Below are 26466 nucleotides of genomic sequence, written 5' to 3' on the forward strand. Positions count from 1 at the left end.
CCTTCGCCGAAGATACGAGAGATTGGTCCCGCTGTGGTTCTCGGGTTCACGATTGCCCTGATCGTCTTCAGCCTGCTGATGGTCCTCCTGGTGCTGCTGCACAAGGGCAAGGGCGGCGGTCTCTCCGACATGTTCGGTGGTGGCGCGATGTCCACCGGTGGCGGTTCGGCGGTCGCCGAGCGCAACCTCGACCGGATCACCATCATCGTCGGCATCGGCTGGTTCGCCAGCATCGTGGTGCTCGGCCTGGTGCTCAAGTACAAGGGCTGACACCACACTTCGGGTCCCGCGGGTACTGCCGGACTCCTGACGCGGCGTCGCATCGCGGCTTATGCTCGAAAGCGGTGAAGTGCCGGGAGTGGTGCGGACAGATCCTTAACCGCTGCTTACACTAGGACGACTTCGCCACCGGGCGTGGGCGTTCCAGCCCCTTTCCCGGGCAGCGGCCGAGATCGCAACGCACCAGTAAGCCTTCGCAGGGAGTCAGACCGTGGCAAGTGGCAACGCCATCCGTGGCAGCAGAGTCGGTGCCGGCCCGATGGGCGAGGCGGAGCGCGGCGAGTCCGCCCCCCGCAACCGGATCTCCTTCTGGTGTGCGAACAAGCACGAGACCAAGCCGAGCTTCGCTGCGGAGGCGGTCATCCCGGACACCTGGGACTGCCCCCGCTGCGGCTTCCCGGCCGGCCAGGACGAGCACAACCCGCCGGCGCCCTCGCGCAACGAGCCCTACAAGACCCACCTCGCCTACGTCCGCGAGCGTCGCACCGACGCCGACGGCGAGGCGATCCTCGCCGAGGCGCTGGCCAAGCTCCGCGGCGAGATCTGAACGAGCGTCGACCACAGCAGGCACGCAGCAGGGCCCGGCCTCCACGAGGAGACCGGGCCCTGACGCTTGCCCGGGGTCAGGCCGAGGCGGGCGGGTACAGCTGCGGCGGGATCTTCGCCGCGGCCGCCCTGTCCAGCAGCCAGAGGGTGCGGACGGTGCCCTGGGCGGCCGAGGCCGGGGCCAGCAGCTCGCCCGGCCCGGAGAGGGCCAGCGCGACCGCGCCGGCCTTGTCCTCGCCGGCCGCCAGCAGCCAGACCTCGCGGGCCGAGCGGATGGCGGGCAGGGTCAGCGAGACCCGGGTGGGCGGGGGCTTGGGCGCGCCCCGGACCCCGACCACGGTCAGCTCGGTCTCCCGCACACCGGGGTGCTCGGGGAAGAGCGAGGCGACGTGGGTGTCCGGGCCGACGCCGAGCAGCAGCACGTCGAACTCGGGCACCTCGCCGCGGCCGGCGGACTTCGCCAACTCCTCGGCGTACCGGGCGGCGGCGGACTCCACGTCCGAGCCGTCCGGGCCGTCCGAGGCGGGCATCTCGTGCACCCGGGCCGGGTCGAGCGGCAGCGCGTCGAGCAGCTCGGTCCGGGCCTGGGTGGCGTTGCGCTCCGGATCCCCGGCGGGGAGGTAGCGCTCGTCGCCCCACCAGATGTCCAGCCGGGCCCAGTCCACCGCGTCCCGGGCCGGGGACGCGGCGATGGCGGCCAGCAGCGCGTTGCCGTTGCGGCCGCCGGTGAGCACCACCGAGGCGGTGCCGCGGGCGGCCTGGGCGTCCACGATCCGGGTGATCAACCGGGCCGCGGCCGCCTGCGCCATCAGCTCCTTGTCGCCGTGGACCACCAGTTGGGGAGTGGCGGCCGTGCTCACGAGCCGGCCTTCTTCCGGGTGGCGGTCTTCTTGGCCGGTGCCGCCTTCTTGGCCGGGGCGGCCTTCTTGGCGGTGGCCTTCTTCGCGGCCGGCGCCTTCTTCGCGGGAGCCGTCGCGGCCGGTGCCTCCTCCTCCTCGACCCGGGCGGTGACCCGGGGCGGGGCGGCGACGGCGGCCTCGACCACCGGAGCAGCCGTCACCTGCTCCGACCTGGGCTCCTTGAGGCGCTCGATCGGCGTCTTCACGGCGGCCGCGTAGATGTCGTCCGGGTCGAGCCGGCGCAGCTCCTCGGCGATCAGCTCGGCCGTCTCCCGCCGCTTCAGGGCGACCTGACGGTCCGGCGCACCGGGCATCGACAGGGTGCCCATCAGGCCGTCCGGGCGGTCCAGGACGATGTCGCCGTCCTCGGTCCGCAGGGTCACCGAGGTGATGCCCGGACCGGCCGTCACCACCCGCTCCACCGGCACCCGCAGACGGGTCGTCAGCCAGAGGCCGAGCAGCTCGACGCTCGGGTTGTACGACTCGCCCTCGACCACCGCGGAGGTGATCGTCACCGGGCGCTGGTCCAGCGCGGCGGCCAGCATGGAGCGCCAGCCGGTGATCCGGGTCCAGGCCAGGTCGGTGTCGCCGGGGGTGTAGCTGGCGGCCCGCTGGGCCAGCTGGCCGACCGGGGACTCGGCGGTGACGGCGTCGGTGATCCGACGCTGGGCCAGCGCGCCGAGCGGGTCCTGGGCGGGGTGCAGCGGGGCGTTCTCCGGCCACCAGACCACCACGGGGGCGTCCGGCAGCAGCAGCGGGAGGACCACCGACTGGGCGTGCGAGGCGAGTTCGCCGTGCATCCGGAGGATGACGGTCTCGCCCGAGCCCGCGTCGGAGCCGACCAGGATCTCGGCGTCCAGCCGGGTCTCGGCCCGGGCGCGCGGGGAGCGGCCGGCCCGCTTGATGACGGCCAGGGTGCGCGAGGGGTGCTCGCGCGAGGCGTCGTTGGCGGCCTTGAGGGCGTCGTACGCGCTGCCCTCGTCGGTGACGATCACCAGCGTGAGGACCATGCCGGCCGCGGTGGAGCCGCTGTCCCGGCGGGCGTCCATCAGGGCCGCGTTGATCTTGCTGGAGGTGGTGTTGGTGAGGTCGGTCTTCATGGCCGGCGCCAGCTCCTGCCGTCTCGTGCGAGCATCTCGTCCGCCTCGGCGGGGCCCCAGGTGCCGGAGGAGTACTGGGCGGGCTTGCCGTGGGTGTCCCAGTACTGCTCGATCGGGTCGAGGATCTGCCAGGAGAGCTCGACCTCCTGGTGGCGCGGGAACAGGTTGGCGTCGCCGAGCAGCACGTCCAGGATGAGCCGCTCGTACGCCTCCGGGCTGGACTCGGTGAAGGACTCGCCGTAGGCGAAGTCCATCGTGACGTCGCGGACCTCGAAGGAGGTGCCCGGCACCTTGGAACCGAACCGCACGGTGACGCCCTCGTCCGGCTGGACCCGGATGACCAGGGCGTTCTGCCCCAGCTCCTCGGTCGCGTAGGAGTCGAACGGCAGGTACGGGGCGCGCTGGAAGACCACCGCGATCTCGGTGACCCGGCGGCCGAGCCGCTTGCCGGTGCGCAGGTAGAACGGCACCCCGGCCCAGCGGCGGTTGTTGATCTCCAGCTTGATGGCGGCGTAGGTGTCGGTCTTGGACTCGGGGTTGATGCCGTCCTCGTCCAGGTAGCCGACCACCTCCTCGCCGCCCTGCCAGCCGGCTGCGTACTGGCCGCGGACGGTGTGCTTGCCCAGGTCGGCCGGGAGCTTGACGGCGCTGAGCACCTTGAGCTTCTCGGCCACCAGGGCCTTGGGGTGGAAGGAGGCCGGCTCCTCGATGGCGGTGAGCGCCATCAGCTGGAGCAGGTGGTTCTGGATGACGTCGCGGGCCGAGCCGATGCCGTCGTAGTACCCGGCCCGGCCGCCGATGCCGATGTCCTCGGCCATGGTGATCTGCACGTGGTCCACGTAGGACCGGTTCCAGATCGGCTCGAACATCGAGTTGGCGAAGCGGAGCGCCAGGATGTTCTGGACGGTCTCCTTGCCGAGGTAGTGGTCGATCCGGAAGACCTCGTCACGGGGGAAGACCTCGTGGACGATCCGGTTCAACTCCTGGGCGCTCGCCAGGTCGTGGCCGAACGGCTTCTCGATCACCGCACGGCGCCAGGAGCCCTTCGGCGGGTCGGCCAGCCCGTGCTTCTTGAGCTGCTTGACCACGATCGGGAAGGCGCCGGGCGGGACGGACAGGTAGAAGGCGAAGTTGCCCCCGGTGCCCTGTGCCTCGTCCAGCTCGATGATCGTCTTGCGCAGGTGCTCGAACGCCTCGTCGTCGTCGAAGGTGCCCTGCACGAAGCGCATGCCCTTGGCCAGCTGCTGCCAGACCTCCTCGCGGAAGGGGGTGCGGGCGTGCTGCTTGACCGCGTCGTGGACCTCCTTGGCGAAGTCCTCGTCCTCCCACTCGCGGCGGGCGAAGCCGACGAGCGAGAAGCCCGGCGGCAGCAGGCCGCGGTTGGCCAGGTCGTAGATGGCCGGCATCAGCTTCTTGCGCGACAGGTCGCCGGTGACCCCGAAGATGACCAGGCCCGACGGGCCCGCGATGCGCGGGAGCCGTCGGTCTGCGGGGTCACGCAGCGGATTCGAGGGCGCGAGCGGGGGTTCGCCCTGCTCGCCCTCGGCCCCGGACAGGTCGGGGAAGGTTTCAGTGCTCACTGGTGGTGAACTCCGCTTCGTGAACGTCGGTGTGAGCGGGTGTCAGTGCTCGTCGGCGAAGGACGCCAGCGAGGCGGTGACGGTGTCCAGCAGCTCGGTCCAGGACTGCTCGAACTTCTGCACGCCCTCGTCCTCCAACACCTGGACCACGTCGTCGTAGTCCACGCCGGCGGCGGCGATGGCGTCCATCACGGCCTTGGCGTCGGCGTAGTTGGGGGTGATGGTGTCGCCGGTGACCACGCCGTGGTCGCCGGTGGCGTCCAGGGTGGCCTCGGGCATGGTGTTGACGGTGCCCGGCGCCACCAGTTCGGTGACGTACAGGGTGTCCGGGAGGTTCGGGTCCTTGACGCCGGTGGAGGCCCAGAGCGGACGCTGCGGCTTGGCACCGGCCGCCTCCAGCGCCTTCCAGCGCTCGCTGCCGAAGACCTCCTCGTACGCCTGGTAGGCGAGGCGGGCGTTGGCCAGCGCGGCCTTGGAGCGCAGGTCCTTGGCCTCGCCGCCGATCTTGTCCAGGCGCTTGTCGATCTCGGTGTCCACGCGGGACACGAAGAAGGAGGCGACGGACTCGATCTGGGACAGGTCCAGGCCGGTGGCCTTGGCCTTCTCCAGACCCGCCAGGTAGGCGTCCATCACGGCGCGGTAGCGCTCCAGCGAGAAGATCAGCGTGACGTTCACGCTGATGCCCTTGCCGAGGACCTCGGTGATGGCGGGCAGGCCGGCCTTGGTGGCGGGGATCTTGATCAGCACGTTGGGGCGGTCGACCAGCCACCACAGCTGCTTGGCCTCGGCCACCGTCGCGGCGGTCTCGTGCGCCAGCCGCGGGTCGACCTCGATGGAGACCCGGCCGTCGCGGCCGTTGCTGGCGTCGTAGACCGGGCGCAGCACGTCGGCCGCGTCGCGCACGTCCGAGGTGGTGATCATGCGGATCGCCTCGTCGGTGGTGACCTTGCGGACCGCCAGGTCGCGCAGCTGGCCGGCGTAGGCGTCGCTGCCGCCGCCGATGGCCTTCTGGAAGATGGTCGGGTTGGTGGTGACGCCGACCACGTGCTTGCTCTGCACCAGCTCGGCCAGGTTCCCGGAGTTCAGCCGGTCACGGCTGAGGTCGTCCAGCCAGATCGCCACGCCCTCGTCGCTGAGGCGCTTCAGTGCGTCAGTCATGGTGCTCATTCCTCTTTTGTTCTGATGAGAAGTCAGGGAGGGGTGGGTGCCCGCGGAGGGCACCCACCCCGGGTGCGACTAGCGCGAGACGGCCTCGACGGTGCGCAGCGAGGCGCGGGCGGCGTTGGCCACGGCGTCGGCGGTCAGGCCGAACTCGCGGAAGAGGACCTTGTAGTCGGCGGAGGCGCCGAAGTGCTCCAGGCTGACGATCCGGCCGGCGTCGCCGACCAGCTCGCGCCAGCCCTGGGCGATGCCCGCCTCGACCGAGACCCGGGCCTTCACGTTCGGGGGCAGCACGCTGTCCCGGTAGGCCTGGTCCTGCTCGTTGAACCACTCGATCGAGGGCATCGAGACGACCCGGGTCGGGATGCCGTCGGCCTCCAGCTCCTCGCGGGCCTGGACGGCCAGCTGCACCTCGGAGCCGGTGCCGATCAGGATCACCTTGGGCGCGGCGTCGGAGGCCTCGGCCAGCACGTAGCCGCCCTTGGCGGTGCCCTCGGCGGAGCCGAAGACCTCGCGGTCCCAGGTGGGCACGTTCTGGCGGGTCAGCGCCAGGCCGACCGGGCCGGGGTGGCTGGTCTGCCGCTCCAGCACGGTGCGCCAGGCGACGGCGGTCTCGTTGGCGTCGGCCGGGCGGACCATGGCCAGGCCCGGGATCGCGCGCAGGGAGGCCAGGTGCTCCACCGGCTGGTGGGTCGGGCCGTCCTCGCCGAGGCCGATCGAGTCGTGCGTCCAGACGTAGGTGACCGGCAGCTTCATCAGCGCGGCGAGGCGGACCGCCGGGCGCATGTAGTCGGCGAAGACCAGGAAGGTGCCGCCGAAGACACGGGTCCTCCCGTGCAGCGCGATGCCGTTCATGGTCGAGCCCATGGCGTGCTCGCGGATGCCGAAGTGGATCGTCCGGCCGTACGGGGAGGCCGACTTGAGCGGGTTCCCCTCCGGCAGGAAGGAGCTGTGCTCGTCGATCGTGGTCAGGTTGGACTCGGCCAGGTCGGCCGAACCGCCCCAGAGCTCGGGGATGACCGCGCCGAGCGCCTTCAGGGTGTCGCCGGAGGCCTTGCGGGTGGCGACCTCCTTGCCGGACTCGAAGACCGGGACGGCCTTCTCCCAGCCGTCCGGCAGCTCGCCGGCGGAGATCCGGTCGAACTCGGCGGCCCGCTCCGGGTTGGCCTCGCGCCAGGCGTGGAAGCCCTTCTCCCACTCGGCCCGGCCGGCCTTGCCGCGCTGGACGACCTCGCGGGCGTGGTCGATGACCGCCTCCGAGACCTCGAAGGTCTTGGTCGGGTCGAAGCCCAGCACCTTCTTGGTGGCGGCGATCTCGGCCTCGCCGAGCGCGGAGCCGTGCGCCTTGGCGGTGTTCTGGGCGTCCGGGGCCGGCCAGGCGATGATGGTGCGCATCGCGATGATCGACGGACGGGCGGTCTCGGCCTTCGCGGCGGCCAGCGCGGCGGCCAGCGCGTGGACGTCCACGTCGCCGTCGGCCTTCTGGGTGATCCGCTGCACGTGCCAGCCGTACGCCTCGTAGCGGCCGAGCACGTCCTCGGAGAAGGCGGTCTCGGTGTCGCCCTCGATCGAGATGTGGTTGTCGTCGTACAGCGCGACCAGGTTGCCCAGCTTCTGGTGGCCGGCCAGCGAGGACGCCTCGGCCGAGATGCCCTCCTCCAGGTCGCCGTCGCTGACGATGGCCCAGACGGTGTGGTCGAACGGGGAGGTGCCGGCGGCCGCCTCCGGGTCGAACAGGCCGCGCTCGTAGCGGGCGGCCATCGCCATGCCCACCGCGTTGGCGATGCCCTGGCCCAGCGGGCCGGTGGTGGTCTCGACCCCGGCGGTGTGGCCGTGCTCCGGGTGGCCCGGGGTGCGGCTGCCCGCGACGCGGAAGGCCTTCAGGTCGTCCAGCGAGAGCCCGTAACCCGACAGGTAGAGCTGGGTGTAGAGCGTCAGCGAGGTGTGGCCGGGGGAGAGGACGAAGCGGTCACGGCCGGCCCACGCGGGGTCGGTCGGGTCGTGGCGCAGGAAGCGCTGGAAGATCACGTACGCGGCGGGGGCCAGCGACATGGCCGTCCCCGGGTGTCCGTTGCCGACCTTCTGGACGGCGTCCATGGCCAGGACACGGGCGGTGTCGACGGTCCGCTGGTCCAGCTCGGTCCACTCGAATGCGTTCGGCGTGGTGCTCACCCTTTCTCAGGGCTCCTTCCATATGAAGAGTGACCCCGTGATGGACCGGGCCGGCCACGGCACTGTGGACCTGACGTCTCGTTGGTTCCGGTCACGGAGGGTTGATCCCGCTTCTCTGTGCGAGCCTACCGCCCGGGCGGGCCTTCACCCTGCGTGGCAGGACATCCCGGACGTACCTCCCGGTATTCCGGTGGACCGTGTCACCTGCTCACCTCCCAGCCTCACGCGGAACCCGTCCGACGGCCCGTCAGGTGAGCAGGACGGGGGACGCGGCCGCTTTGCCACGATTCACCCGGCGGTGTGCGGTTCCGCCTCGCCGGAGGACCCCGGCGCCGGTCCCGGTATATGGAGCGTCTAAGGTGGCGTGGTACGCGCAGTGCGGACGGATTCGGCACGTTCTGGTTCCGGGGACGCCTGTGAAGATTCACCGTGAGTTGGGGTGTCCGTGACCGCCGTTGAATCCCGTCCTGCCGGGGTGCTGGGGACTTCCCCTGCCCGCAGGCCGTTCGGGGCCCGCGTCGGGGCGTTCGTCGCGCTGACGAAGCCCCGGATCATCGAACTGCTGCTGATCACCACCGTGCCGGTGATGTTCCTGGCCCAGCGCGGAGTGCCCGACCCACTGCTGGTCGTCTGGGTGGTGGTCGGCGGGTACCTCTCCGCCGGCGGCGCCAACGCGCTCAACATGTACATCGACCGCGACATCGACGCCGTGATGTCCCGGACCGAGCGCCGCCCGCTGGTGACCGGCATGGTCTCGCCGCGCGAGGCGCTGGTCTTCGGCATCTCGCTGGCCGTCCTGTCGACGGCCTGGCTCTGGCTGCTGGTCAACCCGCTGGCCTCCGGGCTGGCGCTGGCCGCGCTCCTCTTCTACGTCTTCGTCTACACGCTGGGCCTGAAGCGGCGAACCGCGCAGAACATCGTCTGGGGCGGCATCGCCGGCTGCATGCCGGTCTTCGTCGGCTGGGCGGCGGTGACCAACTCGCTGTCCTGGTCGGCGCTGGTGCTCTTCCTGGTCATCTTCTTCTGGACGCCGCCGCACTACTGGCCGCTGTCGATGAAGGTCCGGGACGACTACGCCAAGGCCGGCGTGCCGATGCTGCCGGTGCTCAAGGGCAACCTCGCGGTGGCCCGTCAGATCGTCGCCTACTCCTGGGTGATGGTCGCCGTGTCGATGCTGCTCTGGCCGCTGGCGCACACCAGCTGGCTGTACCCCGTCTCGGCGGCGGTGCTCGGTGCCTTCTGGCTGAAGGAGGCGCACGGGCTGCACGCCCGGGCCAAGGCCGGGGTGGTCGGGGCGAAGCTGAAGGAGATGCGGCTGTTCCACTGGTCGATCACCTACCTGACCCTGCTGTTCGTGGTCATCGCGGTGGACCCGTTCATCGGCTGACGTGACGTCACGGCGGAGGCCCCCTGCGGGGGGCTTTCGGCGTTTTCGGGGGTGGGGTGGGTCGTTGGTCGTTGCGGTGGACCCGTTCATCGGCTGACGTGACGTCACGGCGGAGGCCCCCTGCGGGGGGCTTTCGGCGTTTTCGGGGGGTGGGGAGGAGCCGGCACAGGTCGTCGGCCGGGGCTCCTCGTGACGGAGGCCCCCCCGGGCGGGCTTGGTGCCTGACTCGCCCTCGGGGGACCCCCGCCGGAGGCGGGTCAGCGGGCGGGGAGTTCGCTGGGGCCGACGTGGTCGTCGAGCCAGGCCATCAGGGGCTGGGAGTCGCGGATGAACCCGGCGATCGTCTCCGCCGCCTCCGGGGTGCCCATCCAGGCGGCGGGCTCCCACTCCTGCCAGGCGACCAGGCCCTTGTTGCGCAGCAGTCCGATCCGCGGGTGGTCCTTGGTGAAGCCGCGCGGGGTGGTCCTCAGCGGCTCCTGCCCGTGCACCGCGAGGCCCCCGGCCTCGACCGCCGCGATCACCCGCTCCAGCTCGGCGCCGGTCACGTCCTCGGCCACCGCGGCCCGGTAGCGGGCGAGTTGGTCGGTGGCCAGTCGGTACATGCCGTTGCCGCAGGCCAGGTGGTCGGCGGAGAGCTGGATGTAGCCCCCGCTGTCCAGCCAGGCCCCGATGTGGGTCTTGTACGGGGTCTTGTCCTTGCTGAAGCGCACGTCCCGGAACGGCCGGAACACCTTGCCGGGCCCGAACTCGGGCTCCAGCGCGTCCAGCAGGGCGAGCATCGGCGCGCGGACGTCCTGCTCGTAGCGGGCCTTGTGGGCCTGCCAGAACGGCTTGGAGTTGTCGGTCTCCAGCTGCTCGAAGAACTCGAAGGCCTCGGCGGGCCAGCCTTGGAAGGTCACCCGGCCAGCCTATGCACTCCGCCGATGTGTTGGGCCGCACACGCCGATCCCGTCGCCAGACCGACTACCCGTCGGTAGCATGCGGTCCATGAGCAGCGCAGAGACCGCCACCACCGCCGCGCCGGACGCCCGCGCCGAGCGCCGTGCCAAGCGCATCGCCAAGAACATCCAGAGCTTCGCCAAGCAGCACGGCGGCTCCGTCGAGGGCGTGGTCGAGCACGTCAGCGGCATCGCCACCCGGATCGTGCTGGTCGGCGCGGACGGCTCCTGGGGCGACCAGGTCGCGCCCAGCCAGGCCGTCGGCCTGCGCGCCGCCGAGCTGGCCGGCGTGAAGCTGCACGAGGACTTCGAGGGCGAGCTGGCCCTCAAGGTGCGCACGAGCGGCTACGAGTGGAAGCGCATGGCGGGCCTCCAGCTGGGCGGCTGACGGACCGTACGACGAAGGCCCGGACCCAGGGTGGGTCCGGGCCTTCGTCGTACCGTCAGGCGTCCTGCAGGGCCTGGGCGGGCACCGGCACGGGCGCGGCCACCACCGGGCGGTGGCGCAGCGAGAGCGGCACCCGCAGGGCGGCGATCCAGACCAGGGCGGCGCCGAGCATGTGCAGGCCGACCAGGATCTCCGGAGCGTCGGTGAAGTACTGGACGAACCCGATCAGGCCCTGGGCGAGCAGCAGCACCAGCAGCTCGACGGCCCGGCGGCGGGCGGCCTTCGGAGCCTTGACGGCGGCCAGCGTGAAGATCACCGCGACGGTCAGGCCGAGGGCCAGGAAGACGAAGTCGGTGTGCAGCTGGGCGAGCCGGTCGTAGTCCACCGGGATCCGGGCGACCGGCTTGCCGTCCGAGCTGGAGGCGCCGGGGTGGTGGCCCGCGCCGGTGACCAGGGTCCCGGCCACCACCAGCAGGCCCATCGCCACCACCAGCACGTCGGCCAGCTGCCGGACGGGGCGGGGCACCAGCGGCTCGGGCTCCCCGTCACCCTCCTTGGCCCGCTCCCAGGTCAGCACCGCGACCCAGACCAGGCCCATCGCGGCGATCAGGTGGGCGCCGACGATGTAGGGGTTGAGGCCGGTCAGCACGGTGATGCCGCCGAGCACGGCGTTGCTCATCACCAGCCAGAACTGGGCCCAGCCCAGCCGGCTGACGCTCCGCCGCCAGGGCTCGGTGCACCGCCCCGCCAGGGTGACCCAGGCGACCGCCGCGCAGAGCACGTAGGTGAGCATCCGGTTGGTGAACTCGATGACCCCGTGCACGCCCATCTCGGCGGTCGGGGTCAGGCTCTCGGCGGTGCAGCGCGGCCAGGTCGAGCAGCCCAGCCCGGAGGCGGTGAGCCGGACGGCGCCGCCGGTCACCACGATGACCACGCTCATCACCAGCGCGGCCAGCGCGGCCCGGCGGACGGTCTCGGCGGTCGGGTGCCAGCGCTCGGCGAGCAAGGAGGAGGGGGTACGCACGCCTGACACTGTAATTCGCCTTATTCGTGATCAATGCACCAGGGCGCCGCCCGCCGTCAGGCGCGTCTCTTCCCCTTGATCCGGCGGGGCCAGGGGAACAGCCGGGGTCTGCGCTTGGCGGCCAGGTCCTCGATCCAGCCGAAGCAGAGGACGAACAGGCCGATCAGCGGGACGCCGACGAGCAGCTGCGGGTACATGGTGCGCAGCAGCCAGCCGAGGTTCTCGGCGAGGAAGTCGCTGCGCCAGCACAGGTCGATGATCGGGACGGAGAGCTCCAGCGCCAGGGTGTGCCAGAGGTAGACGCTGACGGCGCGGGCGTTGAGCAGGCTGATCAGACCGTTCCAGCGCTCCAGCCTCGGCGGCCACTCCTTCCACGACGGGCTGAGGTGGAGCAGCAGCAGGACGAAGCCGAAGGACCAGATCGCCTGGCCGACCGGGACGCTCTCCAGGTCGGTGACCTCGGTCGGGTCGATCACCGGGCGGCTGGTGTACCACCAGAAGCCGGCCAGCATCACCAGCGGGGCGACGGACGGGGCGACGTACTGCGGGAGCTTCTTGAGCAGGCCCTCGTTGTGGGCCATGCCGAGGATCCAGCAGGAGCCGAAGACCAGGAAGTCGCTGAGGGTCTCCCAGATCCGGCCGTCCTCGGGGAGGTAGCCGCTGGCCATCGCCAGCGCCAGCGGGGTCAGCACGGTGACCACCGGGAAGCGGCGCAGGCAGCGCAGCATCAGCGGGGAGAGCAGCACGTACCAGAGGTAGGCCCGCAGGTACCAGAGCGGGACGCCGACCTGCTCGCCCCAGCTGTGCTCCATCAGCCCGCCGAAGCCGGGCAGGTCGCCGACCGGGTAGGGCGGGGTGGAGAGCGGCACCAGCCACAGCGCCATCTTGCCCCACCACCAGCCGGGGTGGCCCTCGGAGTTCGGGCCCCAGCCGTCCAGGATCCACAGGGTGGTGATCACCGCGCCGAACAGCCAGAGCGGCGGCAGCAGGCGGCGCAGTCGGCCGCGGATCACGCCGAGCGCGGGCTTGGCCAGCGAACGGGCCATCAGGGAGCCGGCCAGCGCGAACATCACGCCCATGGACGGGAAGACCAGCGGCAGCCAGGACCAGCTGAAGTTGTGGTAGAGCACCACGCGGCCCAGCGCGAGGGCGCGGAGCAGGTCGAGGTAGCGGTCGCGGCCGCCGCCGCGCTTCACCGGGGCGGGCTCGGGCTCGGCCTCGGGCCCGGCGGCGGCAGGCTCGGGGAGCTGCCACTCCTCGGGGATGCGGGGCTGCGGCAGGACGCGCAGCTGGACGGTTTCGATGTGCTGCGGGTGGCTGGACATGGGCGGTTCCTGCGCGGTGAGGACGGAGCGGGCGGTGCGGGGGGAGGCGGTGCCGCGGGCGGGGAGGTTCAGCGGGCCGGGGTGGTGGCCGGTGCGACCGCCCCGTCGACCCGGATGGTGGCCGGCACGGGCGCCTGGGGGAGGGCGCCGAGGAGGGGAGAGGTGGTCACCGTGGCTGACGCTAGTGCAGCCCCGTCGGCTGATTGACCGTCAATGTCCGATCTGAGTGGTTCTGCGCCTCCCTTGTGACCGGATCGAGATTACGTACACCCCAAGGCTGGCAGGCCACCGTCAGGTCGGGGGAGTGCCCGTTTCATCCTCATAAAACGTCAACTCTCCCGAACTGCTGGGCATTCAGGGGCAGTCTCGGGCATTCGCGACATTGGTCTTGACCAGTCGGGGGTTGGCTGGAAAGAGTGCGCCTTGACCCGTGTTCCGTCATGGCCGCACCCACAGCGGAGATCCTGCACATGCGCATATCCGTGCCCGCCGCCGCACTCCTCCTCGGCAGCTCGCTCGCCCTCGCCCCCCTCGCCGTCCCGACGGCCTCCGCGGTCCCGAACGGTGACCAGTGCGCCGGCCTCGGCGTGGCCAACCTCTACGGCGAGTTCATCGAGGGCGACGACTCGCACAGCCCCGACGCCGAGGGCGCGGTCGCGGTCGGAGGCAACTTCAGCGGCACCTTCACCGTCGGCAACGAGCTGACCGCCGCCCAGATCGACCGGCTGCCCGGGAAGAACGCCTTCGTGGTGGCCGGCAACGTCTCCGGCAACGTCCAGGTCATGAAGGGCAACGGCGTCTACGGCGGCACCCTGACGGGCAAGCTGGAGGCGCACCAGGGCAAGATCGCCAAGGGCCCGTCCCCGATCGACTTCGCCGCCGAGTTCGCCAAGCTGCGGGCCGCCTCCACCCAGCTGGCCGCCGCGCCCGCGAACGGCAAGGCCGTCACCGACGGCAACGCGCTGCGCCTCACCGGCACCGACCAGAAGCTCAACCACTTCGTCGTCCCCGCCGAGCAGTTGGAGAAGGCCAAGGAGGTCCACCTGACCGTCCCGGCCGGCGCCGTCACCGTCGTCACGGTGACCGGCGGCTCCTACGACCAGGCCAAGGCCGGCACCACCGGGTTCCTGCTCAACGGCGTGCTGGACGACAAGCTGCAGAGCGTCGCGGGCGGCGCCGTCCGCGAGAAGCTGCTCTGGAACTTCCCGACCGCCACCCAGGTCGTCAAGAACAGCGGCAACGCCTGGCCGGGAAGCGTGCTCGCCCCCAACGCCCACTTCGACCTCGGCAAGGGCGGCCCGGTCAACGGCTCCGTCATCGCCAAGTCGCTGGTCGGCACCGGCGGCGCGGAGACCCACCACTACCCCTTCGCCGGCTGCCTCCCGCTGACCCCGTCGGCCAGCCCGTCGCCGAGCACCCCGGGCACCGGCCCCTCGCCGTCCGCGAGCACCTCGGCCTCGCCGTCGGCCAGCCCGTCGCCGAGCACCCCGGGCACCGGCCCCTCCACTCCGCCCAGCGGTTCCGGCACCCCCTCGGCCGGCGGCAGCGGCACCCCGTCCGGGTCCGCCACCACCCCCGGCGGCACCGCACCGAGCGCCTCCCCCTCCTCGCCCGGGGGCGGCCTGGCCTTCACCGGCGCCAGCGGCCTGCTGCCGCTGACCATCGGCGGCGTGGTGATCGTCGGCGCCGGCGCGGCCGTCGTGGTGGCGACCCGCCGCCGCAAGGGCCGCCGCGCCTGACCGGCCGTCAGCAGGGCACGCACCCGCCGTTCGGAACCGAACGGCGGGTGCGTACTTTTTTCGCCAAGCCCGCCGGTGCCGCGGCCGTCCGCCGGTAGAGTCCGCTCGAAGGTCCGCGCGGGGGAGTCAAGACCCTTGCCGGGCAAGGTCGTTCGGGAGGGAGCAGCGGATGGCACGGCAGCGTGGGGTGTTCGGCGCGGTACTGGCGACGGGGGTCCTGGCCCCCGTACTGCTGGCGGGTGGCGCGGCGGCCGTATCGCCGCAGCACGGCGTCGAGTGGACGGTCGGCTGCGACAAGGTCAGCGTCCGGCTGTCCGGTTACGGCGAGCAGTTCACCAACCGGGTCTCGCTGGAGATCGGCGGCAAGGCGGTGCTCACGGAGGAGAAGTTCTCCACCGCGTTCACCAAGGAGTTCCCGGTGGCCGCGCACACCGAGGACCTCACCGTCACCCTCACGGTGACCACCGATCAGGAGCCCAAGTCCCCGATCACCAAGACGGCGACCAGCGCCCCCTGCCCGAAGCCCACCCCGACGCCCACGCCGACCCCGAGCGCCACCCCGACCCCGACCCCGACGCCCAGCGCGACGCCGTCGAAGAAGCCGAGCCCCAAGCCGAGCGCCCCGCAGCTGGCCGAGACCGGTGGCGGCGGCAGCGCCGTCCCGATCGCCCTGGCCGGCGCTGGCGTGCTGCTGGTCGGCGGCGCCCTGGTGCTGGTCGGACGCCGCCGCTCGCGCTGAGGGCTACTCCCAGCGGAAGAAGCGGGCCGCCAGGCCCAGCCCCAGCACCGCCCAGGCGCCGAGGATGCCCAGGTCCGCCCAGGGCATCCCGGCGCCGTGCTGGAGCACCCCGCGCAGCCCGTCGGAGAGCGCGCTGATCGGCAGCAGCTCCAGCACCGGCTGGATCGCGGAGGGGAACTTCGACAGCGGCACCACCACGCCGCCGGCCAGCAGCAGCAGGACGAAGACCAGGTTGGCCGCCGCCAGGGTGGCCTCCGCGCGCAGCGTCCCGGCCATCAGCAGGCCGAGGCCGGAGAAGGCGGCGGTGCCGAGCAGCAGCAGGGCGGCCACCGCGAGCGGGCTGCCCTGCGGGGACCAGCCCAGGGCCAGCGCGATCGCCGAGAGCAGGGCCACCTGGAGCACTTCGGTCACCAGCACGCAGCCGGTCTTGGCGGCCATCAGCGCCCAGCGCGGCAGCGGGCTGGCGCCCAGCCGCTTGAGCACGCCGTAGCGCCGCTCGAAGCCGGTGGCGATGGCCTGGCCGGTGAAGGCGGTGGACATCACCGCGAGCGCCAGCAGGCCCGGGGCCAGGAAGTCGACCCGCTTGCCCGGGCCCTCCACGTCCACCACGTCCACGGCCGAGAACAGCACCAGCAGCACGGTCGGGATGACCACGGTGAGCAGCAGCTGCTCGCCGTTGCGCAGCAGCATCTTGGTCTCGAACGCGGTCTGCGCCAGCAGCATCCGCCCGACCGGGGCGGCGCCGGGCATCGGCTCGTAGGTGGTCATCGCAGTTCCCGTCCGGTCAGTTCGAGGAAGACGTCTTCGAGGCTGCGCCGACGCACCGTCAGCTTCTCGGGCAGCACGCCCACCGAGGCGCACCAGGCGGTCACGGTGGCGGGCAGCGCCGGGTCGAGGGTGGCCTCCACCCGGTAGCTGCCGGGGGAGGTCTCGGTGGCGTGGGCGCCGTCCGGCAGAGCCTTGTGCAGGCCACCGAGGTCGAGGCCGGCCGGGGCCTCGAAGTGCAGGGCGGACTCGGAGCCGCCGCGGCAGAGCTCCTCCACGGTGCCGTCGGCGATCACCCTGCCGGCGTCCACGATCGCCACCCGGTCGGCCAGCTCCTCGGCCTCGTCCAGGTGATGGGTGGTCAGCACCACGGTCACGCCGTCCCGGCGCAGGTCGCGGACCAGCTCCCAGGTGGCCCGGCGGGCCTGCGGGTCCAGCCCGGCGGTGGGCTCGTCCAGGAAGACCAGCTCGGGGCGGCCGACCACGGCCATCGCCAGCGCCAGCCGCTGCTGCTGCCCGCCGGAGAGCCGGCGGTAGGTGGTGCGGCCGCAGGAGCCGAGGCCCAGCCGCTCGACCAGCGCGTCCACGTCCAGCGGGTGGGCGTGCAGCTTCGCGGTGTGCCGCAGCATCTCGACCGCGCGGGCCCCCGCGTACACGCCGCCGGACTGCAGCATCACGCCGATCCGGGGCCGCAGCGCGGCCGCCTCGGCGACCGGGTCGAGGCCCAGCACCCGGACGGTCCCGGCGTCCGGACGGCGGTATCCCTCGCAGGTCTCGATGGTGGTGGTCTTGCCCGCGCCGTTCGGCCCCAGGACGGCGGTCACGCTGCCCCGGGCGATGGTCAGGTCGAGCCCGTCCACGGCGGTCTTCGAGCCGTACCTCTTCACCAGCCCGGTGACCTGGACCGCTGGTTCGCTATGCATGCGGCTGAGTCTAAGAGGGCCCGCACCGGCCCCCGGACCGGGCCTCGATGATCACAAATCCCAGGTCAGGTAAGGCTTGCCTGCGTGACAGATGTCATCGGTGAGGTGTGGATCACGGCTTGAACCTCCGGAAGGAATTACGCAACAATCGTGTTGTGAAAAACATGCGCGAGCACGCCCAGCTGCCGGAGGCCCACGCGGCCCCCGGCTGCGCCGTGCCCGCGTCCCCGGAGACGGACGGCCATCCGGCCACCCGGGACAGGGTCGCCCGCTCGATCCTGGACCACGGGCCGTCCTCCGCGGCCGACCTGGCCAGCCGCCTGGGCCTGACCGCCGCCGCCGTCCGCCGCCACCTGGACGGCCTCGCCGCCGCCGGGCTGGTCGACGCGCGCGAGCAGCGGGTCTACGGCAGCCGCGGCCGCGGCCGCCCGGCCAAGGTCTTCGCCCTCACCGACGCGGGCCGGTCCGCCTTCTACCAGGCCTACGACCAGCTCGCCGCCGACGCGCTGCGCTGGATCTCCGAGTCGGTGGGCGGCGGCAAGGCGGGTGAGGAGGCGGTCGCCGCCTTCGCCCGGGACCGCTTCGGCCGCCAGGGCGAGCGCTACCGCGCCGAGCTGGAGCTGGCCGATTCCGGCCAGCGCGCCGAGGCGCTGGCGAAGGCGCTGAGCGCCGACGGGTACGCTGCCACGGTGCGGCGAGTGCCGTCGGCGGCCTCCCCCAAGGCGCCGGCCGGCGCCCAGCTCTGCCAGCACCACTGCCCGGTCGCGCACATCGCCGAGCAGTTCCCGCAGCTCTGCGAGGCGGAGACGGAAGTCTTCTCCCAGCTCCTGGGCACCCATGTGCAACGGCTGGCCACCATCGCCCACGGCGACGGGGTCTGCACCACCTATGTGCCGGCACCCGGTGCCGCACCGTCAGCTGGCGCCCGCCAGCTGCCCGGTGCCGTGCCGACTGCCGGTACGTCCACTCCACCAGTACCTGCGTCCGCGCGGAGGAACCTCGCATGACTGACACCGTTTCGCACCCGGAGCTCGAGGGCCTCGGCACCTACGAGTACGGCTGGTCCGACCCGGACGCCGCCGGTGCCACCGCCAAGCGCGGCCTCAGCGAGGACGTCGTCCGCGACATCTCGGCGAAGAAGTCCGAGACGGAGTGGATGCTCAACCTGCGCCTGAAGGGCCTGAAGCTCTTCGGCAAGAAGCCCATGCCGACCTGGGGCTCCGACCTGACCGGCATCGACTTCGACAACATCAAGTACTTCGTCCGCTCCACCGAGAAGCAGGCCGCCTCCTGGGAGGAGCTGCCCGCCGACATCAAGGCGACGTACGACAAGCTCGGCATCCCGGAGGCGGAGAAGCAGCGCCTGGTCGCCGGTGTCGCCGCGCAGTACGAGTCCGAGGTCGTCTACCACCAGATCCGCGAGGACCTGGAGGAGCAGGGCGTCATCTTCCTGGACACCGACACCGCGCTCAAGGAGCACCCGGAGCTCTTCAAGGAGTACTTCGGCACCGTGATCCCGGCCGGCGACAACAAGTTCGCCGCGCTGAACACGGCCGTGTGGTCCGGCGGCTCGTTCATCTACGTGCCGAAGGGCGTGCACGTGGACATCCCGCTGCAGGCCTACTTCCGGATCAACACCGAGAACATGGGCCAGTTCGAGCGGACGCTGATCATCGTCGACGAGGACGCCTACGTCCACTACGTCGAGGGCTGCACCGCCCCGATCTACTCCTCGGACTCGCTGCACAGCGCCGTGGTCGAGATCATCGTCAAGAAGGGCGGCCGCTGCCGCTACACGACCATCCAGAACTGGTCGAACAACGTCTACAACCTGGTGACCAAGCGCGCCGTCGCGTACGAGGGCGCCACCATGGAGTGGGTCGACGGCAACATCGGCTCCAAGGTCACCATGAAGTACCCGGCCGTCTACCTGATGGGCGAGCACGCCAAGGGCGAGACCCTGTCGATCGCCTTCGCGGGCGAGGGCCAGCACCAGGACGCCGGCGCCAAGATGGTCCACATGGCCCCGAACACCTCCTCGAACATCGTCTCCAAGTCGGTGGCCCGCGGCGGTGGCCGGACGTCGTACCGCGGTCTGATCGAGATCGGCGAGGGCTCCAAGGGCGCCAAGTCCAACGTGCTCTGCGACGCGCTGCTGGTGGACACCATCTCCCGCTCGGACACCTACCCCTACGTCGACGTCCGCGAGGACGACGTCTCGATGGGCCACGAGGCGACGGTCTCCAAGGTCTCCGAGGACCAGCTGTTCTACCTGATGAGCCGTGGCATGACCGAGTTCGAGGCGATGGCGATGATCGTCCGCGGCTTCGTGGAGCCGATCGCCCGCGAGCTGCCGATGGAGTACGCGCTGGAGCTCAACCGGCTGATCGAGCTGCAGATGGAGGGTTCGGTCGGCTGACGCACCGTCAGTCTCCGTGACCCGCCCGACTTTTTGAGGAAGAGAGCACCACGAACAGCCATGGCTGAGCAGAACACTTCCGGCTCCACCACCGCCGGTTCGATCGAGGTCGGCACCGCCGGCGCCGGCGCCCAGCTCGCGGGCCCCGGCACCGGCCGGGCCACCGTCAAGCAGCCGATCGACGCCCGCGTCGCGGTCAAGCCCTCGTACGACGTCAACGACTTCCCGGTGCCGCACGGCCGCGAGGAGGACTGGCGGTTCACCCCGCTGCACCGCCTCGGCGGCCTGCACGACGGCACCGCCGCCGAGGGCGCGGCCGGCCAGGACAAGGTCGAGCTGAGCCTGCCCGAGGGCGTCACCGCCGAGACCGTCGGCCGGGACGACGCCCGTCTGGGCAAGGCCGGCAAGCCGGTGGACCGGGTCGCCGCGCAGGCGTTCTCCGCGTTCCAGCAGGCGCTGGTCGTCACCGTCCCCAAGGAGACGGTGCTCACCGAGCCGGTCCGGATCGACGTGCACGGCGAGGGCGGCACCGCCTTCGCGCACGTGCTGGTCGAGGTCAAGCCCTTCGCCGAGGCGGTCGTGGTGATCAACCACACCGGCACCGGCACCCGGGCGGCCAACGTCGAGCTGCTGCTCGGCGACGGCGCCAAACTCACCTTCGTCTCGATCCAGGACTGGGAGCGGGACGCGGTGCACGCCGCCCAGCACACCGCCCTGGTCGGCCGGGACGCCTCGCTCAAGTCGGTCGTGGTGACCTTCGGCGGCGACGTGGTCCGCCTGCACCCGCGGGTGAGCTACGCCGCCCCCGGCGGCGAGGCCGAGCTCTTCGGCCTGTACTTCGCGGACGCCGGGCAGCACCTGGAGCACCGCCTGGTGATCGACCACGACACCCCGCACTGCCGGTCCAACGTGGTCTACAAGGGCGCGCTGCAGGGCCAGGACGCGCACGCGGTCTGGGTCGGCGACGTGCTGATCCGCGCCGCCGCCGAGGGCACCGACACCTACGAGCTCAACCGCAACCTGGTGCTCACCGACGGCGCCCGGGTCGACTCGATCCCGAACCTGGAGATCGAGACCGGCGAGATCGTCGGCGCCGGCCACGCCTCGGCGACCGGCCGCTTCGACGACGAGCAGCTCTTCTACCTGATGGCCCGTGGCATCCCGGCCGACGAGGCCCGGCGCCTGGTGGTCCGCGGCTTCTTCGCCGAGCTGGTCCAGCAGATCGGCGTCCCGGAGATCCAGGACCACCTGATGGAGAAGATCGAAGCCGAGCTGGAAGCGGCCGTCTGATGAGCTTTCTCCGAGCCTGCGCGCTGTCCGAGCTGGCCGAGGACACCCCCAAGCGCGTCGAGCTGAACGGCGTACCGGTGTCCGTCGTCCGCACCGAGGGCGAGGTGTTCGCGATCAACGACATCTGCTCGCACGCGAACGTGTCGCTCTCCGAGGGCGAGGTCGAGGACTGCATGATCGAGTGCTGGCTGCACGGCTCCAGCTTCGACCTGCGCACCGGCAAGCCCAACGGTCTGCCCGCCACCAAGCCGGTCGCCGTCTATCCCGTGAAGATCGAAGGGGACGATGTGCTCGTCTCCGTCAACCAGGAGTCCTGAGTACACATGGCAACGCTTGAAATCCGTGACCTGCACGTCTCCGTCGAGGCCGAGAACGGCCCCCGCGAGATCCTGAAGGGCGTCGACCTGACGGTCAAGCAGGGCGAGACGCACGCGATCATGGGCCCGAACGGCTCCGGCAAGTCCACCCTGGCCTACTCGCTGGCCGGCCACCCCAAGTACACCGTCACCGGCGGCACCGTCCTGCTGGACGGCGAGGACGTGCTGGAGATGTCGGTCGACGAGCGCGCCCGGGCCGGCGTCTTCCTGGCCATGCAGTACCCGGTCGAGGTCCCCGGCGTCTCGGTCTCCAACTTCCTGCGCACCGCCGCCACCGCCGTCCGCGGCGAGGCCCCCAAGCTGCGCACCTGGGTGAAGGAGGTCAAGGAGGCCATGGCCGCGCTGTCCATGGACCCGGCCTTCGCCGAGCGCAACGTCAACGAGGGCTTCTCCGGCGGCGAGAAGAAGCGCCACGAGATCCTCCAGCTGGAGCTGCTCAAGCCGAAGATCGCGATCCTCGACGAGACCGACTCCGGCCTGGACGTCGACGCGCTGCGGATCGTCTCCGAGGGCATCAACCGGGTCCGCTCGACCGGTGAGGTCGGCACCCTGCTGGTCACGCACTACACCCGCATCCTGCGGTACATCAAGCCCGACCACGTCCACGTCTTCGCGGGCGGCCGCATCGTCGAGTCCGGCGGTGCCGAGCTGGCCGACAAGCTGGAGAACGAGGGCTACGAGGCATATGTGAAGGGCGGCGCTTCCGAGTGACGATCATTCATCCCGGCTCGGCGCTGACCGGGCTCCTGGACACTGACGCGATCCGCAAGGACTTCCCGGTCCTCCAGCGGCTGCTGCACGACGACAAGCAGCTGGTCTACCTGGACAACGCGGCCACCTCGCAGAAGCCCCGCCAGGTCCTGGACGCGCTGAACGCGTACTACGAGCGGCACAACGCCAACGTGCACCGTGGTGTGCACGTGCTGGCCGAAGAGGCCACGGCGCTCTACGAGGGTGCCCGCGACAAGGTCGCGGCGTTCATCAACGCGCCGAGCCGGGATGAGGTGATCTTCACCAAGAACGCCTCGGAGTCCCTCAACCTCGTTGCGAACATGCTGGGTTGGGCCGACGAGCCGTACAAGGTGGACGCCGACTCGGAGATCGTCATCACCGAGATGGAGCACCACTCCAACATCGTGCCGTGGCAGCTGCTCTCGCAGCGCACCGGCGCCAAGCTGAAGTGGTTCGGCCTCACCGACGAGGGCCGTCTCGACCTCTCCAACATCGACGAGCTGATCACCGAGAAGACGAAGATCGTCTCCTTCACGCTGGTCTCCAACCTGCTCGGCACCGTCAACCCGGTCGAGACCATCGTCCGCAAGGCCCAGTCGGTCGGCGCCCTGGTGCTGATCGACGCCTCGCAGGCCGCCCCGCACATGGTGCTGGACGTCCAGGCGCTGGAGGCCGACTTCGTCGCCTTCACCGGCCACAAGATGCTCGGCCCGACCGGCATCGGCGTGCTGTGGGGCCGGCAGGAGCTGCTGGAGGACCTCCCGCCGTTCCTCGGCGGCGGCGAGATGATCGAGACCGTCACCATGGGCGCCTCGACCTACGCCCCGGCCCCGCACAAGTTCGAGGCCGGCACCCCGCCGATCGCCCAGGCGGTCGGCCTCGGCGCGGCCATCGACTACCTGTCGAACATCGGCATGGAGAAGATCGCCGCCCACGAGCACGCGATCACCGAGTACGCGGTGCAGCGCCTGCTGGAGGTCCCGGACCTGCGGATCATCGGTCCGCGCAGCGCCGTGGACCGGGCCGCCGCGATCTCCTTCACGCTCGGCGACATCCACCCGCACGACGTCGGCCAGGTGCTCGACGAGCAGGGCATCGCGGTCCGGGTCGGCCACCACTGCGCGCGGCCGGTCTGCCTGCGCTTCGGCGTGCCGGCCACCACCCGGGCCTCGTTCTACCTCTACTCGACGCCGGGTGAGGTCGACGCGCTGATCGACGGCCTGCACCACGTCCGCAACTTCTTCGGCTGAGGGGTGAGCGCGGCATGAAGCTGGACTCGATGTACCAGGAGATCATCCTGGAGCACTACAAGAACCCGCACGGCAAGGGCCTGCGCGACGGCGACGCCGAGGTGCACCACGTCAACCCGACCTGTGGCGACGAGATCACCCTCCGGGTGAAGCTCGACGGCCCGGTGGTCGCGGACGTCTCCTACGACTCCCAGGGCTGCTCGATCAGCCAGGCCAGCGCCTCGGTGCTGAACGAGCTGGTGGTCGGCAAGACGGTCGGCGAGGCCCAGGCGATCCAGGAGGCCTTCCTGGAGCTGATGCAGAGCAAGGGTCAGGGCGAGGGCGACGAGGAGGTCCTGGAGGACGCGGTCGCGTTCGCCGGGGTCTCCAAGTTCCCCGCCCGGGTGAAGTGCGCGCTGCTGAGCTGGATGGCCTGGAAGGACGCCACCGCCCAGGCGCTCTCCGAGCACCCCGTCGTCAACGACTGAACTACTGATGAGGACTGACTCATGAGCGACACCGAGGCCGGCACCACGCCGGCCGAGGGCCCGGTCCAGATCGTCGGCACCACCGCCGGCACGGTCTCGGTCGAGGACCTCACCGAGGCCCTGATGGACGTGGTCGACCCCGAGCTGGGCATCGACGTCGTCAACCTCGGCCTGATCTACGGGATCCACATCGACGAGGGCGACGTCGCCACCATCGACATGACCCTCACCTCGGCCGCCTGCCCGCTCACCGACGTGATCGAGGACCAGGCCAAGACCGCCACCGACGGCCTGGTCAAGGACCTCCGGATCAACTGGGTCTGGATGCCGCCGTGGGGCCCGGACAAGATCACCGACGACGGTCGCGACCAGCTCCGCGCGCTCGGCTTCAACGTCTGAGCAGTCGTCAGCACAACGGCCGATCACTCCGATGACTTAGGGGTGGTCGGCCGTTTGGCGTTGTCTGTCAGTGCGTCCTGGCACTGTGACGCCATGCTGGAGAAGAACGACGGGCCGATCAGCGCCAGGGACAGCTTTGCGGTCCGGGTGCGGGAAGCGATCGAGCAGGTGGGTCGGCCGACCTTGAAGCAGATAGCTGACAAGAGTGCGTCACTACCGAGGACCGTCCCGTTGTCGGGTTCTACGATCAGTTCTTGGCAAAAGGGGAGAGGGCTTCCTGGGGGACCGGATGTCCTCAGGTCTCTGCTCATCACACTTGAGGCGCTTGGTGGTGTCCGCGGACAGTTTGACTGGGATGACTGGAAGCAGCATTACCAGCGGGCGCGTACGGAAGCCCCTGGAGTCTCGTCTGCGGCGCCAGTGAGGACAGTCCGGGATTGGCATCCATGGGAACTCGGTGTCTACCGGGCGCGTGAGGCGGAGGGTGAGCCCACAGTTCCGCACTATGTGATGCGCGATGTGGATGGCCAACTGCGATCGGCTCTCCGGAAGTTGGCTGCCGAGGGTGGCATGCTTCTGCTGGTAGGAGACTCGACAGCCGGCAAGACCCGCAGCGCTTACGAGGCTCTGTCAGCTGTATTGCCCGAAGCAGAGCTTGTGGTTCCGACGTCGCCGGAGGAGCTTGGACCACTTGTGGAGGTCTTGCTGCAACGCGCCAACGAGGGACGGTCTCGGGTGCTGTGGTTGGACGACCTGGAGCACTATCTCGTACTGAAGTCGAGCGGCTTCAACTTGGTGATGCTGCGCGATCTGCGTCGTGCGGGGGTGATCGTGCTTGCGACGATCCGTCAGAGCTTCCGCGAGGCCCATGAGAAGCTCGGATCGGGCTCGGACGTTTTTCGATCGTGTCGCGAGATCGCTATCAAGCGCCTGTGGACCGACTCCGAGCTGGGACGTCTGCGGGAGGCCGTTGAGGAGGCTCCCGACTCACGGATGACTGACGCGCTGAAGTTGGCTGGTAACCACGGCATTGCTGAGAGCCTCGTTGCCGGCCCCCGACTTCTGGAGGAACTTGACGCGGCAAGCCGAGTCGGAGGAAATCCTCGTGGAGCGGCGATCGTGCGAGCAGCTGTTGGCCTGACGTTGGCAGGAGTCGAGGAGCCGCTCTCCGAGGACACACTGCGTGAGTTGCACGAGTCCTGTCTTGAAGGAGAGAGGCCTGGTCTCCTGGCTCCTGAGGACTGGAGCGCCGCTTATAGCTGGGCGACCCAGGTTCGGTATGGCGTCACCGCCTTACTGTTGCCAGCGGATTCAGGCCTGCGCCCCTTCGACTACTTGGTGGACGCCACACTGAGAGAGCGGGGGCCGAAGCCAGACATGCTGCCCGAGTCTGTGTGGCGCACTGCCGTTCGGTTGGCCGAGACTGACAATCAGCGGTTCGGAGTCGCGTTCGCCGCATACATGAACGACCTTCCGGCCATCGTCATGGAGGTACTGCAGCCCCTGGCCGAGCAGGATGACTTCACGGCTCTTCGCGCGCTTGGCGAGATGTTGAGGGGTACTGACCCCAAGACGGCGAAGAAGATGCTGCGTCGGGCGATTGACCTCGGCGATGGGGTGGCCATGCGGCTCATGGGCAATCACTTCATGCGCAACCACCAGTACGAGAAGGGGCGAAAGTGGTTCATTCGGGCAGCGAAGGCGGGTGACGCGGAGGCACATGCCTACTTCCGTCGTCCAGGCGTCTGGCCTCAGCCGGAGATGTATGACGAGCCAGCCGGCGCCGATGAATGCCTGGTGGATGACCAAGAGGACGAGGACTACTCCTGGGGCCTGACGGCACGGACGCGGGCGGTGCTTCGAGCCGCGCTGGAGATGATGCAGGACGCGGTGGGTGAGGACCTCGAGGAAATTGGTGGTAGGCCGATTCGAGGCAAGAACGACGACCTCTTCGTGTTGTCTGATCTGCCGGCGCAAGCTTGGAAAATGAAGCGGAAATGGCGGCGAAACTTCCAGCGGTGCTTCGAGTACCTTGCCGACGACCTGCGAACGGGTGATCGTCCGACGCCGACCTGTACTGGCGAGGAAATGGCGTTGCACCTAGCACTTCAGTCTGCGTCCGCGATGACTGCTGACGAGCCGGACCTGGTGGCAGCCATTGCAGGTGATCTTCCTGCTGAGCGTGGCGATTACGACTGGAGCTTGTGCTCTGATCTGTTGTTTGAGGATCACGACGTGCTCTTCCTCTATTTGCCGTGGATGAGTTCAGTCGCAGACCCGGATAGCTTCATGTACCGTCGCCTCGGCATTGCGTATCTCCAGCCCGAAGAGTGGTTCATCCCGTTCTACGGCGGCGATAGCCATCTGCCCAAGCGCGCCTACAAGGACTGACAGGGCTGTTCACTTCCAGGGTGGAATTCCAGCTGAAGGGCTCTGACCTGCTTGGATGCGCAGGGAGGCGAGCACTGGACGGGCACGAGCCACATCGGGCTGCTGTGCTTCGAGGCAACAAGGGGGTGCAGCCGGTGCCTCCTGACGATCTGTGAGGAGAGAGCCCGATGGAGGTC

The 26466-nt window shown here is 70.3% G+C and carries 25 protein-coding genes; 15 read left to right on the top strand and 10 right to left on the bottom strand.

What is annotated here, in order from left to right:
• Positions 1-33: 33 nt before the first annotated feature.
• Positions 34-270, top strand: a complete 237-nt coding sequence (gene secG, locus ACWEPF_RS03745) for a preprotein translocase subunit SecG (RefSeq protein WP_345288657.1) — start codon at positions 34-36, stop codon at positions 268-270.
• Between the two features lie 220 nt (positions 271-490).
• Positions 491-826, top strand: a complete 336-nt coding sequence (locus tag ACWEPF_RS03750; protein WP_082598926.1) for an RNA polymerase-binding protein RbpA — start codon at positions 491-493, stop codon at positions 824-826.
• Between the two features lie 76 nt (positions 827-902).
• Here ACWEPF_RS03750 and pgl read toward each other — a convergent pair whose 3' ends face one another.
• From pgl to tkt, 5 genes are all read right to left on the bottom strand, one after another.
• A complete protein-coding gene (gene pgl / locus ACWEPF_RS03755; protein WP_452171274.1) occupies positions 903-1685 on the bottom strand; it encodes a 6-phosphogluconolactonase in 783 nt (260 codons plus the stop codon).
• Positions 1682-2824: a glucose-6-phosphate dehydrogenase assembly protein OpcA gene (gene opcA, locus ACWEPF_RS03760; RefSeq protein ID WP_452171275.1), complete on the bottom strand. Its 1143-nt coding sequence runs from the start codon at positions 2822-2824 to the stop codon at positions 1682-1684. The genes pgl and opcA overlap by 4 nt, the downstream gene beginning before the upstream one ends.
• Positions 2821-4380: a glucose-6-phosphate dehydrogenase gene (gene zwf, locus ACWEPF_RS03765; RefSeq protein WP_380149100.1), complete on the bottom strand. Its 1560-nt coding sequence runs from the start codon at positions 4378-4380 to the stop codon at positions 2821-2823. The genes opcA and zwf overlap by 4 nt, the downstream gene beginning before the upstream one ends.
• A 66-nt stretch (positions 4381-4446) precedes the next feature.
• A complete protein-coding gene (gene tal / locus ACWEPF_RS03770) occupies positions 4447-5562 on the bottom strand; it encodes a transaldolase (protein ID WP_345280634.1) in 1116 nt (371 codons plus the stop codon).
• A gap of 78 nt (positions 5563-5640) precedes the next feature.
• Positions 5641-7737: a transketolase gene (gene tkt / locus ACWEPF_RS03775; protein WP_452171276.1), complete on the bottom strand. Its 2097-nt coding sequence runs from the start codon at positions 7735-7737 to the stop codon at positions 5641-5643.
• A 445-nt stretch (positions 7738-8182) separates the two neighbouring features.
• Here tkt and ACWEPF_RS03780 point away from each other — a divergent pair, with 445 nt between their 5' ends.
• Complete coding sequence (locus tag ACWEPF_RS03780; protein ID WP_452171277.1) at positions 8183-9124, top strand: heme o synthase; 942 nt, start codon at positions 8183-8185, stop codon at positions 9122-9124.
• Positions 9125-9381: 257 nt separating this feature from the next.
• Here ACWEPF_RS03780 and ACWEPF_RS03785 read toward each other — a convergent pair whose 3' ends face one another.
• Positions 9382-10023, bottom strand: a complete 642-nt coding sequence (locus ACWEPF_RS03785; protein WP_449796485.1) for a DUF2461 domain-containing protein — start codon at positions 10021-10023, stop codon at positions 9382-9384.
• 88 nt (positions 10024-10111) lie between these two features.
• Between ACWEPF_RS03785 and ACWEPF_RS03790 the strand changes: the two genes are divergently transcribed.
• Positions 10112-10450, top strand: a complete 339-nt coding sequence (locus tag ACWEPF_RS03790) for a hypothetical protein (protein WP_345280642.1) — start codon at positions 10112-10114, stop codon at positions 10448-10450.
• 55 nt (positions 10451-10505) lie between these two features.
• Here the strand turns inward: ACWEPF_RS03790 and ACWEPF_RS03795 are convergent, their stop codons facing one another.
• Positions 10506-11474: a COX15/CtaA family protein gene (locus ACWEPF_RS03795; protein ID WP_345280644.1), complete on the bottom strand. Its 969-nt coding sequence runs from the start codon at positions 11472-11474 to the stop codon at positions 10506-10508.
• Between the two features lie 56 nt (positions 11475-11530).
• The gene (locus tag ACWEPF_RS03800; RefSeq protein ID WP_452171278.1) at positions 11531-12799 is read right to left on the bottom strand and encodes an acyltransferase family protein; all 1269 of its coding nucleotides are present in this window, start codon (positions 12797-12799) and stop codon (positions 11531-11533) included.
• A gap of 470 nt (positions 12800-13269) precedes the next feature.
• Here ACWEPF_RS03800 and ACWEPF_RS03805 point away from each other — a divergent pair, with 470 nt between their 5' ends.
• Both ACWEPF_RS03805 and ACWEPF_RS03810 read left to right on the top strand, forming a co-directional pair.
• Positions 13270-14538, top strand: coding sequence for a choice-of-anchor A family protein (locus ACWEPF_RS03805; RefSeq protein WP_452171279.1), 1269 nt, complete (start codon positions 13270-13272; stop codon positions 14536-14538).
• Positions 14539-14707: 169 nt separating this feature from the next.
• The gene (locus ACWEPF_RS03810; RefSeq protein WP_452171280.1) at positions 14708-15277 is read left to right on the top strand and encodes an LPXTG cell wall anchor domain-containing protein; all 570 of its coding nucleotides are present in this window, start codon (positions 14708-14710) and stop codon (positions 15275-15277) included.
• Positions 15278-15280: 3 nt separating this feature from the next.
• Here the strand turns inward: ACWEPF_RS03810 and ACWEPF_RS03815 are convergent, their stop codons facing one another.
• Positions 15281-16045, bottom strand: a complete 765-nt coding sequence (locus ACWEPF_RS03815; protein ID WP_452171281.1) for an ABC transporter permease — start codon at positions 16043-16045, stop codon at positions 15281-15283.
• Entirely contained in the window at positions 16042-16965 is a 924-nt protein-coding gene (locus tag ACWEPF_RS03820) for an ABC transporter ATP-binding protein (protein ID WP_452171282.1), read from the bottom strand. Before ACWEPF_RS03820 ends, ACWEPF_RS03815 begins: the two co-directional genes overlap by 4 nt.
• A 164-nt stretch (positions 16966-17129) precedes the next feature.
• Between ACWEPF_RS03820 and ACWEPF_RS03825 the strand changes: the two genes are divergently transcribed.
• The 9 genes from ACWEPF_RS03825 to ACWEPF_RS03865 all read left to right on the top strand — a co-directional run bounded on the left by ACWEPF_RS03825 (position 17130) and on the right by ACWEPF_RS03865 (position 26290).
• Positions 17130-17972, top strand: coding sequence for a helix-turn-helix transcriptional regulator (locus tag ACWEPF_RS03825; RefSeq protein WP_452171283.1), 843 nt, complete (start codon positions 17130-17132; stop codon positions 17970-17972).
• Positions 17969-19384: a Fe-S cluster assembly protein SufB gene (gene sufB / locus ACWEPF_RS03830; protein WP_452171284.1), complete on the top strand. Its 1416-nt coding sequence runs from the start codon at positions 17969-17971 to the stop codon at positions 19382-19384. Before ACWEPF_RS03825 ends, sufB begins: the two co-directional genes overlap by 4 nt.
• A 60-nt stretch (positions 19385-19444) precedes the next feature.
• Positions 19445-20674: a Fe-S cluster assembly protein SufD gene (sufD, locus tag ACWEPF_RS03835; RefSeq protein ID WP_452171285.1), complete on the top strand. Its 1230-nt coding sequence runs from the start codon at positions 19445-19447 to the stop codon at positions 20672-20674.
• On the top strand, positions 20674-20991 hold the full coding sequence (locus tag ACWEPF_RS03840) for a bifunctional 3-phenylpropionate/cinnamic acid dioxygenase ferredoxin subunit (RefSeq protein ID WP_345280662.1): 318 nt from the start codon (positions 20674-20676) through the stop codon (positions 20989-20991). Before sufD ends, ACWEPF_RS03840 begins: the two co-directional genes overlap by 1 nt.
• A gap of 6 nt (positions 20992-20997) precedes the next feature.
• Positions 20998-21762 (top strand): Fe-S cluster assembly ATPase SufC, encoded by a 765-nt coding sequence (gene sufC / locus ACWEPF_RS03845; protein ID WP_345280664.1) that lies wholly within the window; start codon positions 20998-21000, stop codon positions 21760-21762.
• 5 nt (positions 21763-21767) lie between these two features.
• Complete coding sequence (locus tag ACWEPF_RS03850; RefSeq protein WP_380149102.1) at positions 21768-23033, top strand: cysteine desulfurase; 1266 nt, start codon at positions 21768-21770, stop codon at positions 23031-23033.
• 14 nt (positions 23034-23047) lie between these two features.
• Entirely contained in the window at positions 23048-23500 is a 453-nt protein-coding gene (gene sufU / locus ACWEPF_RS03855; RefSeq protein WP_345280666.1) for a Fe-S cluster assembly sulfur transfer protein SufU, read from the top strand.
• Positions 23501-23521: 21 nt separating this feature from the next.
• The gene (locus ACWEPF_RS03860) at positions 23522-23899 is read left to right on the top strand and encodes a metal-sulfur cluster assembly factor (RefSeq protein WP_345280668.1); all 378 of its coding nucleotides are present in this window, start codon (positions 23522-23524) and stop codon (positions 23897-23899) included.
• 93 nt (positions 23900-23992) lie between these two features.
• Complete coding sequence (locus ACWEPF_RS03865; RefSeq protein ID WP_452171286.1) at positions 23993-26290, top strand: hypothetical protein; 2298 nt, start codon at positions 23993-23995, stop codon at positions 26288-26290.
• The last annotated feature ends 176 nt before the right edge of the window (positions 26291-26466 follow it).

Source organism: Kitasatospora sp. NPDC004289 (assembly GCF_053602875.1).